16 protein-coding genes are annotated in these 16,007 nt (G+C 29.5%); 11 read left to right on the top strand and 5 right to left on the bottom strand.

Annotated elements, in window-relative coordinates:
• Positions 1-17: 17 nt before the first annotated feature.
• On the bottom strand, positions 18-938 hold the full coding sequence (locus GSH19_RS03715; protein ID WP_237026739.1) for a magnesium transporter CorA family protein: 921 nt from the start codon (positions 936-938) through the stop codon (positions 18-20).
• A 178-nt stretch (positions 939-1,116) separates the two neighbouring features.
• On the opposite strand from GSH19_RS03715, the gene GSH19_RS03710 reads away from it, so the two are divergent.
• From GSH19_RS03710 to GSH19_RS03690, 5 genes are all read left to right on the top strand, one after another.
• Positions 1,117-1,770, top strand: coding sequence for a glycoside hydrolase family 73 protein (locus GSH19_RS03710; protein WP_237026738.1), 654 nt, complete (start codon positions 1,117-1,119; stop codon positions 1,768-1,770).
• A gap of 12 nt (positions 1,771-1,782) precedes the next feature.
• Positions 1,783-2,532: a TerC family protein gene (locus GSH19_RS03705; protein ID WP_237026737.1), complete on the top strand. Its 750-nt coding sequence runs from the start codon at positions 1,783-1,785 to the stop codon at positions 2,530-2,532.
• Positions 2,522-2,842, top strand: coding sequence for a thioredoxin (trxA, locus tag GSH19_RS03700; protein ID WP_237026736.1), 321 nt, complete (start codon positions 2,522-2,524; stop codon positions 2,840-2,842). Before GSH19_RS03705 ends, trxA begins: the two co-directional genes overlap by 11 nt.
• A gap of 317 nt (positions 2,843-3,159) precedes the next feature.
• Entirely contained in the window at positions 3,160-4,548 is a 1,389-nt protein-coding gene (gene nhaC / locus GSH19_RS03695; RefSeq protein ID WP_237026735.1) for a Na+/H+ antiporter NhaC, read from the top strand.
• A 207-nt stretch (positions 4,549-4,755) separates the two neighbouring features.
• Positions 4,756-5,337, top strand: coding sequence for a LysM peptidoglycan-binding domain-containing protein (locus GSH19_RS03690; protein WP_237026734.1), 582 nt, complete (start codon positions 4,756-4,758; stop codon positions 5,335-5,337).
• Between the two features lie 112 nt (positions 5,338-5,449).
• Here GSH19_RS03690 and GSH19_RS03685 read toward each other — a convergent pair whose 3' ends face one another.
• Positions 5,450-6,244, bottom strand: coding sequence for a tyrosine-protein phosphatase (locus GSH19_RS03685; protein ID WP_237026733.1), 795 nt, complete (start codon positions 6,242-6,244; stop codon positions 5,450-5,452).
• Positions 6,245-6,421: 177 nt separating this feature from the next.
• Here GSH19_RS03685 and glpK point away from each other — a divergent pair, with 177 nt between their 5' ends.
• On the top strand, positions 6,422-7,936 hold the full coding sequence (glpK, locus tag GSH19_RS03680) for a glycerol kinase GlpK (RefSeq protein ID WP_237026732.1): 1,515 nt from the start codon (positions 6,422-6,424) through the stop codon (positions 7,934-7,936).
• Positions 7,937-7,997: 61 nt separating this feature from the next.
• On the top strand, positions 7,998-8,243 hold the full coding sequence (locus GSH19_RS03675; protein WP_237026731.1) for a CsbD family protein: 246 nt from the start codon (positions 7,998-8,000) through the stop codon (positions 8,241-8,243).
• A 46-nt stretch (positions 8,244-8,289) separates the two neighbouring features.
• Here GSH19_RS03675 and GSH19_RS03670 read toward each other — a convergent pair whose 3' ends face one another.
• Complete coding sequence (locus GSH19_RS03670; RefSeq protein WP_237026730.1) at positions 8,290-8,700, bottom strand: hypothetical protein; 411 nt, start codon at positions 8,698-8,700, stop codon at positions 8,290-8,292.
• A 13-nt stretch (positions 8,701-8,713) separates the two neighbouring features.
• Entirely contained in the window at positions 8,714-10,114 is a 1,401-nt protein-coding gene (gene rlmD, locus GSH19_RS03665; protein WP_237026729.1) for a 23S rRNA (uracil(1939)-C(5))-methyltransferase RlmD, read from the bottom strand.
• Between the two features lie 129 nt (positions 10,115-10,243).
• Between rlmD and GSH19_RS03660 the strand changes: the two genes are divergently transcribed.
• From GSH19_RS03660 to GSH19_RS03645, 4 genes are all read left to right on the top strand, one after another.
• Positions 10,244-10,900, top strand: a complete 657-nt coding sequence (locus GSH19_RS03660) for an ATP-binding cassette domain-containing protein (protein ID WP_237026728.1) — start codon at positions 10,244-10,246, stop codon at positions 10,898-10,900.
• On the top strand, positions 10,893-11,657 hold the full coding sequence (gene fetB, locus GSH19_RS03655; RefSeq protein WP_237026727.1) for an iron export ABC transporter permease subunit FetB: 765 nt from the start codon (positions 10,893-10,895) through the stop codon (positions 11,655-11,657). The genes GSH19_RS03660 and fetB overlap by 8 nt, the downstream gene beginning before the upstream one ends.
• Before the next feature lie 97 nt (positions 11,658-11,754).
• Positions 11,755-13,290, top strand: a complete 1,536-nt coding sequence (locus GSH19_RS03650) for a hypothetical protein (protein WP_237026726.1) — start codon at positions 11,755-11,757, stop codon at positions 13,288-13,290.
• A gap of 354 nt (positions 13,291-13,644) precedes the next feature.
• On the top strand, positions 13,645-14,457 hold the full coding sequence (locus GSH19_RS03645) for a glycosyltransferase (protein WP_237026725.1): 813 nt from the start codon (positions 13,645-13,647) through the stop codon (positions 14,455-14,457).
• Positions 14,458-14,482: 25 nt separating this feature from the next.
• Here the strand turns inward: GSH19_RS03645 and GSH19_RS03640 are convergent, their stop codons facing one another.
• Positions 14,483-15,853 carry a cation:dicarboxylate symporter family transporter gene (locus GSH19_RS03640; protein WP_237026724.1) on the bottom strand — a complete coding sequence of 457 codons (1,371 nt, stop codon included), beginning with the start codon at positions 15,851-15,853 and terminating at the stop codon, positions 14,483-14,485.
• Between the last annotated feature and the right edge of the window lie 154 nt (positions 15,854-16,007).

Genomic DNA, 16,007 nt, shown 5'->3' with positions numbered 1-16,007 from the left:
TCCTGATTTATGATTATTTACTTTTTAAAGAAGTCATTAGCTTGAAGAATTAAGATAACTAATAGCATTAAAATAAAAGTTATAAAAATTGTAAATGCCCAAGCCAAATGTCCATGAGTGAATGGAAGAGTAACATTTTGGCCAAAAAAGCCAAAAATAATATTTGGAACACTTAATAAAATTGAAAAAACAGTTAAAAATTTCATTGTTGCATTTAAATTACTATCTAATAAGTTAGAATAGGCATTTGCAACTTGTTGAGTAGCTGCATTCGCCATCTCTGCCATCGATAAACCTTGTTTTATTTCTACTCGAATATCTTCGAGAGTTTCATTTTGATCTTCAGATAATTCGTATCTTAATTTCCTTTTTAAATCGGTTAACATATCATCGTTGGCGGTTAATGATGTTAAAAAGTAAACTAAGTTGGTTTGTAAGTTCAAAAGGTGACTAATTGCATTCTTTTTCGCTTTTCCTTTTAAATTACGTTGAATACTAGTTCGAACACTATTAATTTGGTTTATGTAATCAAAATATTGAATTGAAAGGTTGTAAAGTAATCTCATCGTTAAATCAATGGGATGAAATGTTTCAATAGTTTTTGATTGAATCTTTTGGATAGTATGATTCATTAATTCATTTACAAAATTAGTTTTATTAGCTGTAAATGTAAATAAACGTTTTCCATCAATGATAATTCCAATTGGTTCAGCAGAAATATCTCCATTAAAGCGAGTAGATTCGGCTACATCAAAAATTAAAAGTAACATATCACTTTCATCAACTTCTATTCTTGGACGTTCATGATGATCAAGTGCATAATAAAGCATTTCTTGAGTTATTTTATATTCATTTTTTAAAATTTCTTTGTCATTTGGACGACAATCGATTACTTTAATCCATTCAATATTTTGGTTAACTATTTCTTTTTCAATCAATGTAGTAACCCCTTTATTGAAATATGATAACACCATTGATAATACACTATCCAGCCGATTTTTGCATAGAATTTGAAGTTATATGAAGAAATTGTTAATTATTAATTAAAAGTAATTAATTTTAAAAAGTTGTATAGTATAATGTAACAACAAATATTAATGCTGGAGGCTTGTAATTTTGAAACATCGAAGTAGTAAAAAATTCTTACCGTTATTAACTTTATTTATTGTAATTATAGCAATTTTTGCGGTTGGATTTGAAATTAGAAAAGATCGAATTAATAATCAAACTCAGCAACAGGAACAAAATGAGCAGCAATCAAAATATGCTAAAGCAATTGAAAAAGAAAAAAAAGAAAAAAAGGCACAAAAGAACTTTATTACTAAGTTATCTAAACCAGCCATGAAAAGTTACAATAAAAATAAGCAAGTATTACCAAGTATTGTGATTGCTCAAGCAGTTTTAGAGTCTGATTGGGGAACTTCAGGACTTTATCTAAATGCAAATAACCCATTTGGAATTAAAGGAGAATACAAAGGTGAATCAATTCGCTATAATACTGCTGAGTATGAAAATGGCAAGAAAGTTATGGTCGTTGCCAATTTTAGAAAGTATCCAAGTTTACAAGCCGCAATTGATGATCATAATTATTTAATTTCTAAGAAATTTATTAAACGGACTGATTTGTATAGTTTTAGAAAGCAAGCCTATTTAATTCAAAAAAATGCTTATGCAACTGATCCAGATTATGCTAAAAAAGTAATTGGTGTAATTGTTAAAAATAATTTAAGAGAATATGATACAGAAGCAATTAATAGTTACGAAGAATAAGGAGGAAAGTAATTGTTAGATTTTATTGCAAAACTTTATGGTCCATTTTTTGATTTAAATAATTGGCAAACCGTAATTACAAGTGGAAATGATTGGCTATTGATATTTTCTTTAGTAATTATTGAAGTTTTATTATCAGTTGATAATGCAGTTGTTTTAGCTGCACAAACTCAAGTTTTACCAACCAAAAAGTTGCAAGAAGAATCATTGTTTTATGGATTGATTGGAGCTTATGTTTTTCGATTCATTGTAATTGGATTAGGAGTTTACCTAATTGATTTTTGGGAAATTAAAGTAATTGGTGCAATTTATTTAATGTATTTGGTTTATCAATACTTTTTTAAAAAAGGTGATAAAAAAAGTAAAATGCATCTAAAAAGTACCAAAGAAAGAGGAACTAGAAAGTTCTTCTGGATGGTGGTTCTTCAAATTGAATTTATGGATATTATTTTTTCAGTTGATTCAGTATTATCATCATTAGCGATTTCACATAATCCAGTAATTGTTTTAATTGGTGGAATGATAGGGATTCTTGCAATGCGTGGAATTGCTGAATTTATTATGGTACTAATGAAGAAGATTCCAGAATTGAAGACAATGGCATATGTTTTAATTGCCTTTATTTCACTTAAGTTATTCTTATCGATTCCAATGATCCATATCGAAATTCCACCTACAATTTTTGGACCATTTGTCCTTATTTCAATTGTTGTTACTTTAATTATTCACTACGTTAGAAAGAGGAAGCAAAATGGCAATTAATGCAACTCCAGAGAATTTTAATGATGCAGTTAATGCTCCATTAGTTTTCGTCGATTTTTGGGCTCCATGGTGTGGTCCATGTAAAATGATGGAACCAGTTTTAGATCAATTAGAAGAAGATTTTGGTAAAAAGATTAAGTTCGTAAAATTTAACGTAGATCAAAATCAAGAAATTCCGCAAAAATATAAAGTAATGAGTATGCCTAGCTTTGTGGTATTTAGAAATGGTAAAGGCGTTGAAAAGGTAACCGGCCTTTATTCAAAAGATAAATTAGCTCATTTTTTAAATCGTAAATTAGAAGAAAAATAGTTTTTAGTTGACGGAGTTAATTAGATAGTGCTATGATTCTTTTAAATAAATATGACTTTTTATTTCGATTAAGTAGGATTGCATCTGGGTGTCAGAAAGTCGGTGGTTAATGCGAACCGATCAGGGTGTTAGTTTCAAAATACGTCGACATTAAATAAAACGAATAATTCAGAATCGATATCATCTGAACAAGTGATTAATCAATATTTTTATTGATTTTTAATTTGGGTGGTACCGCGTTAAAACGTCCCTGTTTATAGAACAGAGGCGTTTTTTATTTGATAACTGTCATAAATAATATAAAGGAGTGTTAACTAATGAAGGAAAAAAAGAAAATTTCAATTAATTTATTTGAAGCAATTACAGTATTGCTTGTCATGCTTGTAATCATGGGGATTGGAATTATGTATCTACAATTAAGCCCATTAGTTCCTATTTTGACAGTCATCATGCTTTTAATTTTTTGGGCAAAACTACGAGGATTTAGCTGGGATGATGTTAATGATAGCTTGGTGGTTGGAATTAAAAATGGAATTGTTCCGTTATTTATTTTTATGTTAATTGGAACTTTAATTGGAGTTTGGATTGCCTCTGGAGTCATTCCTAGTTTAATGGTTTTTGGCTTTAAGTTAATTTCAATTAAATGGTTCTTGCCATCAGTCTTTTTAATTTGTGCAATTGTCGGAACTTTTATTGGAAGTGCTTTTACTGTTATTTCGACAGTAGGAATTGCTCTGATGGGGATTGGAATTACAATGGGAATTAATCCAGCAATGGTTGCTGGAGCCGTTATTTCTGGGGCAGTTTTTGGGGATAAATCATCACCATTGTCAGCTTCCACTAATTTAACTACTGCAGTAGTTGGAGTAGATTTGTTTGATCATATTAAAAATATGATGTGGTCAACTATTCCGGCCTTTATTGGATCCTTAATTTTATTTTCTTTTATTGGAAATGGTCACCAAACTGCTGATTTATCTAAAATTAATTCGACTGTAAGTATTTTAAATCAAAATTTCTCGATTAGCTTAATTGCGTTGATTCCAGTAATTTTATTAATCATCTGTGCATGGGTGAAAATTCCAACAGTTCCAACTTTATTAATTAATATTGTTGTTTCAATTGGATTGCTATTTATTAATAATCCGCATTTTAAATTAGAAAAATTAGCAGACATTATTGAAAATGGATTTGTCGCACATACTAAAAATCAAGAAGTTGATCAATTACTTAGTCGAGGTGGAATTTCGTCTATGATGAGTACAGTAGCTTTAATTATTGTAGCTTTAGCTTTAGGTGGTTTATTAATGCACTTAGGAATTATTGATACAATCATGGAAAGTTTAACTTCTAAAATTGATCGAACTGGTAATTTGATTTTAGCGGTGATCTTATCAGCAATTGGAGTAAATATTTTCATTGGTGAACAATTCTTATCAATTATTTTGCCAGGGAATGCATACAAGAAAAAATTTGCGGAAGCAAAACTTTCTCCACTTGCACTTAGTCGAGCTTTAGAAGATGGTGGAGCAGTAATTAATTACCTAGTTCCATGGGGAGTCGCAGCAGTCTTTGTTGCCCATACATTAAGTGTTCCGACTTTAGAATACTTGCCTTTTGTATTTTTCTCATTATTATCTCCAGTATTTTCATTAATTAGTGCATTTACAGGAATTGGAATTAAACATATAGAAAAAGAATCCTAGTTAGGATTCTTTTTTTGTTCATTAAATATTACAAAACTATTACAATGTTTCTTTTATCACAATTATTGTAATGAATTGGAAATCTTTGTGTAATTCTTAGGCTTTAATATGACAAATGTTGTTTAATTTACTTTTGAACGAAAATTTTTTTACATTCATATATATAGGAGTGATAATATTTTAAAAACCAAAAATGTCAAATTTTTAATGGCATTTACTGTTATTGCAGTTTTATCAATATTTTTGATTGGATTAAAAATATCTACATCTGCTAAACAAGTAACAGTTAAATCCGGAGACACCGTTTCTAGTATCGCAAAAATTAACCAATTACCAATTAATCGAATTATCAGATTAAATAATTTGAAAAATGATGGTAATGATCTTCAAATAGGTCAAACCCTAAAATTATCAAATAGTAAGAAAAAACATAATAAAAAACATAACAAGAAAAAGGTAAATAAGCCTAAAAAGCAAGTAACACAACCAGTTAGTCAAAACGTAGAAACACAAACAGAAACACCGCAAATGAGTGAAACTACTAATAACGCATCAGTTCAAAATAATAGTGAAGAACAAGCTAAGAATTGGATTGCATCTCATGAATCAACTAATTCATATGATGCCCAAAACGGACGCTATGTTGGTAAATATCAATTAGATTCTTCATATTTGAACGGTGATTATTCACCTGCAAATCAAGAAATTGTAGCAAATAATTATGTTACTAGTCGTTATGGCTCATGGGTTAATGCACAAAACTTTTGGATGGCCAATGGTTGGTATTAATCAATACTGATATAAGTTTTTTAAACAACAATTAACATATTTAATATGTTAGGTAATCAAGAGAAAAAACAAGTTAAAAAAAGCGAAACGTTTAATTATACGTTTCGCTTTTTTATATTAGATAATTTTTTTGTAATTCAGTAATATCATCATCACTTAATCCAATTCCATTGTGTAAGAAGTTGTTAATGTCACCATATTTTTTGCTTATTTCATCTAATGCAGCATCTAAAAATTCTTCTGATACAGAATAAAGTACTTTTAGATTTTTTTGCATGATTGAATTTGCACCTTCGCTAGTTGCAAGTTCAATACGTCGATCGATAACATGTTGAACAACGGCATTCGTTAATAAGTAGTCATTTCTGATGGTTTCAAGGTCGACACCTAGAGCTGAAAGAATAAATACTGCAGCCATTCCGGTGCGATCTTTACCGGCAGCACAGTGGAATAGAACTGATTTATTTTCAGTTGTGTTTTCTAATAGAATAGAAAATAAATAGTTAAAAGCTTTTAAAGCTCCTTTGTCAGTTATCATATTACGATAAACTTGTTTCATATGATTAATCCCATAATTTTCATCAGTTGTCATAATTGTATCTAAATCTTTTGAATCTTTTGAATTATCAGTTTGATCTTCATCAAATAATGAATTCAAGTGATAAGTAATTTCATTTTCTGGAATTCGATCAGGATCATTTAGTGCTTCTTCTTTTGAACGAAGGTCAATATCATAATCAACACCATAAATGGATAAAAATTGTTGATCTTGTTCATTTAAGTTTCCTAAAGAACCAGAACGAATAATTTTATGCCATTTTACTTGTCGACCGTCAGTTGTTTTATATCCACCTAATTCACGGAAATTATCTCCGGAAGTAATTGGTAGTAATCTTTGATTGTTCATTCAGTTCACCTTTCTGATTATATATCTTGTTAATAATTATACTATTGTTAATTATCTATTTCCAATTAATAAGTTACTTAAATAATACTTAAATCTTATGTAATTAATAGTATGAAAGTTCAAAAAATGCTAACATATAGTACATTAAAATGTTTAATTAAGAAATGAGGAAAAATCATGCTAGAACAAGAGCAAAAATATCTGTTATCAATTGATCAAGGCTCAACTAGTACACGTGCGGTTATCTATGATCATGATGGTCGAAAAATAATTGAATCAGTTAAACCAGTCGAACAAATAAATTTTAATAATGGTTGGGTTGAACAAGATCCAAAAGAAATTTGGAACTCAGTTCTTTCAACAATTGCAAGTGCGATGATTGATTCAGGTGTTCATCCTGAAAATATTGCTTCAATTGGAATTACTAATCAAAGAGAAACAACAGTGATTTGGGACAAGCAAACTGGTGAACCAATTCATAACGCAATTGCTTGGACTTCCAAACAAACCAATGAAATTTCTAATCAATTGAAAAAACAAGGTTATGAAAACTTTATTCATCAAAAAACAGGATTAGTCATTGATTCTTATTTTTCAGCAACTAAAATCAGATGGATTTTAAATCACGTTGAAGGAGCACAACAACGTGCTGAAAATGGAGAAATAATTTTTGGAACAATTGATACTTGGTTAGTATGGAAATTGTCAGGTGGTAAATATCATATTACTGATTATACAAATGCTAGTCGAACCATGTTATTTAATATTCATGAGTTAAAATGGGATCAAGAAATTCTAGATGTATTGAATATTCCTAAACAAATATTACCAGAAGTTCATGGATCAGATGAAGTTTATGGAACCACTGAAAATTATCAATTTTATGGAATCAGTGTTCCAATTGCAGGAATTGCTGGTGATCAACAAGCTGCATTGATAGGTCAAGTCGGATTTGATTCTGGGATGGTAAAAAGTACATATGGTGATGGAACTTTCGTAATTATGAATACGGGTGTTCAACCTCATGTATCTGAAACTAAATTATTGACTACGATTGCATATTCTTTAAATGGAAAAGTTCATTATGCACTAGAAGGTTCGATTTTTGTTGCTGGTTCAGCATTATCTTGGTTGAAAGATAAAATGGGAATTATTAATTCAGTTCCAGAATCAAGAATTGCTGCGAAACGTTCAAATGATGATTCAGAGATTTATGTTGTTCCGGCTTTTAATGGATTAGGAGCTCCGTATTGGGATCAAGATGTGCGTGGAGCTGCATTTGGAATCACTCGTGGAACTACTAGTGATGATTTTGTGAAGGCAACTTTGCAATCAATTGCATATGGTACAAAAGATATTGTGGATACAATGGAAAAAGATACGGGGATTGAAATTAAAGAATTAAGAACTGATGGTGGAGCATCAAGAAATAGTTATTTAATGCAATTTCAATCTGATATTTTAAATACTTCAATTCAAAGATCAAGTGATGAAGAAACAACCGCCTTTGGTGCAGCAATATTATCTGGACTTGCTTCTGGTTATTGGAAGAATTTAGATGAAGTTAAAAAAATATATGAATCTGGTAAATCATTTGAACCAAGTATGGACGAAAAAAAACGTCAACGACTTTATGCAGGATGGCATAAAGCAATTAAAGCAGCAAGACATTTTAGACCAGATGAAGAGTAATTCTTTTTATTTTTTTAATGGTTATATTATAATTAAGTTAAATTAAAAAGGGGGATTCATCATGAAAAATTTACTATTAGGTATGAGTATTTCTGCAAATGCAGTTTTGGGTTACTTACTATTGAAAGAAAACGGTAGCTTTGAAGATATTGAATCACAAGCTAATAATTTTGCTGACAAAGCAAAAGGGAAAGCTCAACAAGTTAAGGGAGCAGTTTCAGGTGACTTTTCCGACAAGGCAGAAGGAAACTTTAATGAAGCAAAAGGTGAAGTAAAAGACCAAATGGATGATATTTTTGGTGAATAAGAATTAATAAAAAAACATCTACTGTTTATTAACAGCAGATGTTTTTTTATGCTTTAAAATATTTTGCTTCAACTAATAAATTTTGTGATCGTTTATCAGTAGCTTTAAATCCAGTATTCTGTAAGTGTCTAAAGAACATACGATTATATATTACAAACCACAGTAAGTTACATATGGTATATGAATCATAAATTGCACTATCAATTGAATTACCAGTAAAAATTGCAATTAAAAAGGCGACAATAATTTCAATTCCAATCATACAAGATAGATTATAATAATCTCCTCTAAAAATAGCAGGGAAAAAACCAAATAGTAATGAAGTCAATGAGAAACCAACTTTACCAATGCGAAGTTTTTGAGATTGATTGTGTTTAACTACTGCATAATTAGGCGGAATTGGTAACATATTGTTATTATTATTTTCATCGTCGTTATTATTATTAAAAGGGTTCATAAAATTGTCTCCTTTATTTTTTGGTGAATTTTACGACAACTTCAACTTTTGGTGTCTGTGGCATCATATCAACAGGTTGAAGATAATCGACTTTGTATTTTTTACTTAATTGAACTAAGTCTTTTGCAAGTGTTGATGGATTACAAGAAATATAAACAAATTTTTCTGGTGCACTTTGTAAGATGGCTAAAATTAATTCTTGATCTAGTCCACTTCTTGGTGGATCAACAATTAAAGCAGTGGGATTGAACCTATTTGCCATCCATTTTGGCATAATTTCTTCGGCACTGCCAACTTCATATGAAGCATTTTGAATGTTATTTTTTTCAGCATTCAAATTAGCATCATTAACCGCATCTGCAATTGTATCCATCCCACGAACTTCTTCAACTTGATTAGCTAGTGAAAGACCAATAGTACCAACTCCAGCATATGCATCAATTAATTTATCATGGGTAGATAGGTTAAGGGCTTCAGCACCTAATTGATATAATTTTTCGGTCATCATTGAATTTAATTGAAGAAAGGCACGTGGAGATAAATCAAATGATAGTCCATTGATTTCTTCAGTGATTTTTTCTTTTCCAGCTAAATGAATAGTTTTATCGCCCCATACTAATGGAGTTTCACCTGGATTAATATTTTGCATGACTGAATTAACTTCTGGTAATCGTTCTTCAATCATTTTAAGCAGTGGAGTTAATTTAACAAATTTTGGTGTGTTAGTAATAAAGACTAATTGAACATCGTCAGTATTTAGTGCTGCGCGAACTACGATTGTTTTAAGAATTCCAGAATGATTTGATTCTACAAAAGTTGGAATTTTTAATTCTTCAATCATAGCAACTACTTCACGCATTACTTTCATTGTTACTGGGTATTGAACTGAACAAGTCTTTAAATCAACAACATCATGAGTGCCTTCTTTATAAAGACCAGCTTCAACTTTGCCTTCATCATTAGTACGAATTTGGAATTGTGCCTTATTTCTGTATTCATAAGGCTCATCCATCCCAATTGTACCTTTAACTTTATAATGTTCAAAGCCACGGGGGTGGAATTTACTTAAAGCTTGTTTGACAACATCTCGTTTAAATTCTAGTTGTTGATCATAAGCTAAATTTTCTAATTCAAAACCACCAACTTCATTAGCATAATAATCTTTTGGTGTTACACGATGATCACTTTCTTTGAGGATTTCTTCAAGCTTTCCACGTAAGAAATTATCGTTTACTTCAGTAATTTTTGCTTTTATTTTTTCATTAGGTAAAGCACCAGGGACAAAAATCAGTTTACGATGATAATATCCGAGTCCTTCACCATTAATGCCAAGTCTTTTGATTGTTACTGTAACTACTTGGTCAACTTGTACTTCTATATTTTTTGTGGGCTGTTTTTCGTAATTGTTACGCATATTTTCTCCTATTTATATAAGAACACAACTTCAAGTAATTATAACAGAGTTATAAACCATTCTAAAGATTTTATATACATGTTAAAATATCCTTAAACATTTAAATTAATAAGAAAAAAGGTGATTATTTTGGCAATTTTAGAGGCACAAAATATTAACTATGTTGCTGATGGGAATCAAATTTTATTTGATTGTAATTTTTCGTTAAATAAAAAAGAAATCGTTACAATTTCTGGACATTCCGGTAGTGGGAAAAGTACGTTTGTTAAAATTTTAGCATCATTATTAACACAAACGAGTGGAAAAATATATTTTGAAGATGAAAATATTTTAGATTTATCACCAATCGAATATCGTCGACAAGTATCATATGCTGTTCAACAACCAACTTTATTTGGTGAAACAGTATATGATAATTTAGTTTTTCCTTATGATATTAGAAAACAAAAATTTGATCGTCATCATGTTATTAAAGCATTAAAAACGGTTGATTTAAAAGAATCGGATTTAGATAAACCAATTACTAGTTTATCTGGAGGACAAAAGCAACGAGTAGCATTATTACGTAATCTGATATTTGTACCTAAAATTTTAATTTTAGATGAAGTTACAACTGGACTTGATTGTGATACTAAAGCTAGTGTTCATAAAATGATTGATTATTATATGGGGAATTATGATTTATCAGTTTTGATGATTACACATGATAATGAAGAATTAAAACACGCCAAAAAAGTTGTTTATATTGAAGATGGTCGAATAAAAGAGGGCACAGAAAATGAATAATATAGATATTTCCAATAGTTCATTATTTTTAACTGCTGGATTAATTTTTATTTCTTTAGCAGTTGGATGGTATGAAAAGTTAAAAATTAATAAGTCAATTATTTATGCAGCATTACGTGCAGTTGTTCAACTATTTGTCGTTGGATATGTTCTAAAATATGTTTTTGCCATTGATAATTGGATTTTAACGTTTACTTTAATGGTAATTATTATCGTTAATTCTTCAATCAATGCAAGCAATCGTAGTGATGGTTTGAAAAATGGACTTTGGATTTCACTAGCTGCTATTTCCAGTAGTACGATTATCGTGATTGGTGTTATTACGTTGAGTGGAGCAATTAAATTTGTTCCATCGCAAGTTATTCCATTTACTGGGATGATTGCATCTAATTCAATGGTGGCATTAGGATTATGTTATCGAAATATGAATGCTGGATTTCATGATCGTAGGCAACAAGTTATGGAAAAATTAGCTTTAGGTGCAGATGTTTCAACTTCTTGTAAAGATATTTTAAGAGATAGTATTAAGACTGGATTACAACCAACGATTGATACTGCTAAGACAGTTGGTTTAGTGGCTCTTCCAGGGATGATGTCAGGTTTGATTTTAGCTGGAGTAGACCCAGTTCATGCAATTAAGTATCAAATTATGGTAATCTTTATGCTGTTAGGAATTACAGCAATAACAACTATTATTGCTTGTTATTTAGGTTATCGTAGTTTTTACAATAGCCGAATGCAATTAACAAGATTTTAATTTAGTTACATTATCGTTACTATTTGGTAAAAAATCTAGCTAATTAATTATTAAAATGTATAATGAACCCAGATACATAAAAAGGAGAATTTTACTAATGAATAGAATGGTTAAACTTGGATTATCAACCATTGCAGTTAGTTTAGGACTAACTCTTTTTGCTACTGGCACTAATAATGTTAAAGCCGATAGTAGTGTTGATATCCCCAACATTAATAAGAATGTTGAACAAAAGACTTACGGAAATGTAATGTCTAATTATAATGATAGTGATATTAAAGATGTTACTACTAATGCACCTAGTGGTAATAAAACTAAAAAATATGATAAATCTGAACTAGTTGACGGAATAAATAATCCAGGGCATGTTTTTAATACAACCTCTAATAGTACCCAAAGTAATAGTTTTAAAACTGCTTTTTATTTACCAGATGGGTTTAATGTTTTTGAAACAGAACATGGTAACTATCAAAGTGTTGTTATGACTGGTGACTCAATTTACTTCCTTGAATCAATGGGAACTGGTAAAAATCTTGGAGCAATTGTTAAGTATAAATTATCTGATTTAAAAGCATTAGGAATTGATGGATCAAGTAATTATGATGATATCTGGAAAGCAGTTAACTGGTTTAATCCATATACTGATGAAGGATATGTTAATAATAAAAAATATCTAGATGTAACTAATAATTTACCAACTGATGAATATTATGCAGCTAAAAAAGCAGTAACTAATGCTACTACTAAGTTAGAAAAAAGTACTGCTTCACAAAAAAATGCAAATAAGTGGTTAAAACACTGGCAAGCAAAAACTAAGTATAAGAAGTATAAGACTAATGCTAGTTACAAGAATCAAGTAAATCGAAAGATTAATAGTTGGAAATCAAAAGCAACTAAGTATTCACGTTATTCAAATAACTATAAAAAACAAATTAAATCTCAAAATAAATTAGTTGATAAATATGGTAAGAAAATTGATGCAGCTAGAAAAGCTAACCCAACAATGTTTAAGTATGCTGATATTTTCCAAGCAGCACAATTAAGTCCATTAATGGGCATTGGACACGGTCAAACATTAAGTTTTAATCCAAAGAATCAACATCTTTATTTAGTACAAGATGACTCAATGGGTGATATTAAGGCTAATGAATATAACAAAGTATTAGAATTGGACCCAACAACAATGCAACCAATTCGTCAATATAATTTCCAAATGAAACATGGAAATACCAACATGCAATTACACACTTTAACATTTGATAAAGATGGGAATGCATACTGGGGACGTAAGAGTGGTAATGGTTATCAATGGTTTATGGGAACAATTGATGATACAAATGGTGTCTCTTTTGAACCAAGTAAGCAAAAGATGGCAACTCGTGGTGGTGTATTTAACCAATCAGTAGCATATAATGCTAAGAATAATCGAGTTTACTTCGTTTCAGATGATATTTTAACTTCATTACCAGTTGATCAATTACGTAAAGGTAATTTAAAAGAATCAAGTTTTAATCATTTAGAATTTGATAGTCAAAGAGAATTTGAAGGAATTACTTTTGATCCAGAAGGATTTGGTTATTTATTAACTCTATGGCCATCAGAAGTACTCAAATCAACTCAACCAGTTGATTAATAAAAAGGATAGTTAAATAATAACTATCCTTTTTTATATGATTTTAAAATTGGTAATATGGTAAAATATTAATGTTAAAATTTTTTATAGGAGCGATTAATTATTAATAAAAAAATAGTGTATGTTGTTGAATCACTTGGTGGTGGAGTTCTAACTTATTTAAAGTAACTTAGTGATAATTTATGTAATGATTTTGATATTACTATTTTATATGGAATCAGAGATCAAACACCTGCTAATTTAGAAAGTATTTTTGATGAAAAAGTTAAATTAACTGAAATTAAAAATTTTCAAAGATCAGTTAGTGTTTTAGGAGATTTTAAAGCATATAAAGAAATTAAAAGTAATATTGATATGATAAGTCCTGATATTGTTCATTTGAATTCATCAAAAGCAGGTGCATTAGGAAGAATTTTAAAATTTATGCATAGTAGAAAATATAAAAATTTAGATTTTTATTATACTCCACATGGATATGCATTTTTAATGCTGGATGAACCAAAAATAAAAAGAAATATTTATTATTTTATAGAAAAAATCTTAGGTATTTTAAATACAGAGACAATTGCTTGTGGAAAAGGTGAATTTGTTTATGCTAATAAAATTAGTCATAATTCTATCTTTATAAATAATTGTGTAGATATTAATTATCTAGATACATTTAAAACAAATAAAATAAATACAGTAGATACGTTTTATACAATTGGGAGAATTATTCCACAAAAAAATCCAGAATTATTTAATAAAATTGCTTTAAGTAATCCAAATTATAAATTCGTTTGGATTGGTGATGGTCCTGATAGAAATAAGTTAAATTCTAATAATATTGAGATTACAGGATGGCTTTCACATAAAGAAGTATTAGAACAAATAATAAATTATAAGTATTTTATCCTGTGTTCTAAGTGGGAAGGATTACCATTATCTTTATTAGAATCAATGTCTTTAGGTAAAATTTGTTTTGTTAGTAATGTTAATGGAAATAAAGAAGTAATTAATAATGACGGTATTTTATTTAATGATTTAAATGAATTTAATGATAACTTTAATTCTCTTTTAGATGAAACTAAAAAAGAGTTTTCAAATAATGCAATTAAAGATATTAAAGATAATTACTCTATTGATCAATTTATTTTTAATTATAAAAAAGTATATGAAAAAAGTTGATACATATGTATCAACTTTTTTCATATTATTCAGTTTTAGCTAAAGTTTCTTCATCAATCATATTAGTTCTTTTAGCAGTTACTAATCCAGCAATGATACTATCATTAACGTTAACTAAAGTGCGTCCCATATCAATAATTGGATCAATTGCTAGAATAATTGCCATAACTCCAACTGGAAGATTTAAAGTTCCAAGTACAATCAAGGTGGCAAATGTAGCACCACCACCAGATCCTGCAACTCCAAAAGATGAAATAGTTACAATTATTACTAGTGAAATAATAAATTTGAATGAAGTAATATCAACACCATTAGCAGCTGCTGTAATTGAAGCAACCATGGCAGGATAAACACCAGCACAACCATTTTGACCAATACTTAGACCAAAACTAGCGGAAAAATCTGCAATAGCACGATTAATACCTAACTTATTAGTTTGTGCTTCAACGTTCATTGGTAATGATCCAGCACTACTTCTAGAAGTGAACGCAAAAATTAAGGTTGTAGCAACTTTTTTATAATAATTAATTGGATTAACTCGATATCTAATTAAAATTAATGTATGGACAATTAAAACAAGAATTAAAGCAAAGTAGCCAGCAATAATGAATACCCCGAGACTCTCAATTGTTTTAAGGCTATTAATTGCAACCGTCTTGGTCATTAATGCAAAGATACCATATGGAGTTAGAGCGATAATTATTTTAACAAGACGGCTAATAATGGCATCTAAGGAATTAGTTCCATTGGCGAATGTTTCTGCGGCTTTTGGATTATTTCTTTTTAACCAAATAAATGAAAAGCCAACTAATAGTGAAAAAATAACCACTGAGATAGTACTAGTTGAACGAGTACCTGCTAAATCAGCAAAAATATTTTGTGGTAGAACACTGACAATTTTTTGTGGAATTGATAACTCTGATAAAGTATCTTGCTTTTGTTGAAGAATTTGTAATGTATCAGAACTTGCAGTACTATGCGCAAATGATGCTCCTTGTAATTTGAATAAAATAACACTACCAATTCCAATTAAAGCAGCAACTGCGGTTGTTGATAATAAAACGGTTAAAACATTTCTAGTTATTTTACCAAAATTTTTAGTTGATTCAAGTTTTGTAAAAGCACTAATTAGTGAAATTATAATTAATGGAATTACTAACATTTGAAGTAAAGTGATGTATCCTTGACCAACAATGGATAGCCAGTCAGTTGTTTTAAAAACTACATTACTGTTGGCGCCAAAGATCCATTGTAAGATTCCGCCAAAAATTAGACCAATAACTAGGCCTAATAAAACTAATCGATTAAATTTAATTTGCCTTTTTTGTAACCAACCGATGCCAGCTAGTATGATCGCCGCAAGGACGATTAAAATTAAAATATATATATTATCCATAAAAAATTCTCCTTTGATTTTATTAAACTATTTTACTTACTTGAATATGTACACATAAGATAACCTCTAAATTCAGATAAAAAAAGACCAACTAAACGAAATTTGTCTAGTTGGCCATAATGCGGTCTTAAAAATGGTTATAAATTAAGTGATT

The sequence above is a fragment of the Lactobacillus sp. S2-2 genome, assembly GCF_021698855.1.
Taxonomy (GTDB): Bacteria; Bacillota; Bacilli; order Lactobacillales; family Lactobacillaceae; genus Fructilactobacillus.
This window is presented reverse-complemented; position numbering and strand designations above follow the sequence as displayed.

Bases quoted from the DNA above. Each gene is read 5' to 3' on its own strand.
- fetB (WP_237026727.1), top strand. From the start codon at position 10,893: ATGAATAATATAGATATTTCCAATAGTTCATTATTTTTAACTGCTGGA.
- GSH19_RS03675 (WP_237026731.1), top strand. From the start codon at position 7,998: ATGAAAAATTTACTATTAGGTATGAGTATTTCTGCAAATGCAGTTTTG.
- GSH19_RS03690 (WP_237026734.1), top strand. From the start codon at position 4,756: ATGGCATTTACTGTTATTGCAGTTTTATCAATATTTTTGATTGGATTA.
- rlmD (WP_237026729.1), bottom strand. From the start codon at position 10,114: ATGCGTAACAATTACGAAAAACAGCCCACAAAAAATATAGAAGTACAA.
- GSH19_RS03670 (WP_237026730.1), bottom strand. From the start codon at position 8,700: ATGAACCCTTTTAATAATAATAACGACGATGAAAATAATAATAACAAT.
- glpK (WP_237026732.1), top strand. From the start codon at position 6,422: ATGCTAGAACAAGAGCAAAAATATCTGTTATCAATTGATCAAGGCTCA.
- nhaC (WP_237026735.1), top strand. From the start codon at position 3,160: ATGAAGGAAAAAAAGAAAATTTCAATTAATTTATTTGAAGCAATTACA.
- GSH19_RS03685 (WP_237026733.1), bottom strand. From the start codon at position 6,244: ATGAACAATCAAAGATTACTACCAATTACTTCCGGAGATAATTTCCGT.
- trxA (WP_237026736.1), top strand. From the start codon at position 2,522: ATGGCAATTAATGCAACTCCAGAGAATTTTAATGATGCAGTTAATGCT.
- GSH19_RS03645 (WP_237026725.1), top strand. From the start codon at position 13,645: ATGATAAGTCCTGATATTGTTCATTTGAATTCATCAAAAGCAGGTGCA.
- GSH19_RS03640 (WP_237026724.1), bottom strand. From the start codon at position 15,853: ATGGATAATATATATATTTTAATTTTAATCGTCCTTGCGGCGATCATA.
- GSH19_RS03650 (WP_237026726.1), top strand. From the start codon at position 11,755: ATGAATAGAATGGTTAAACTTGGATTATCAACCATTGCAGTTAGTTTA.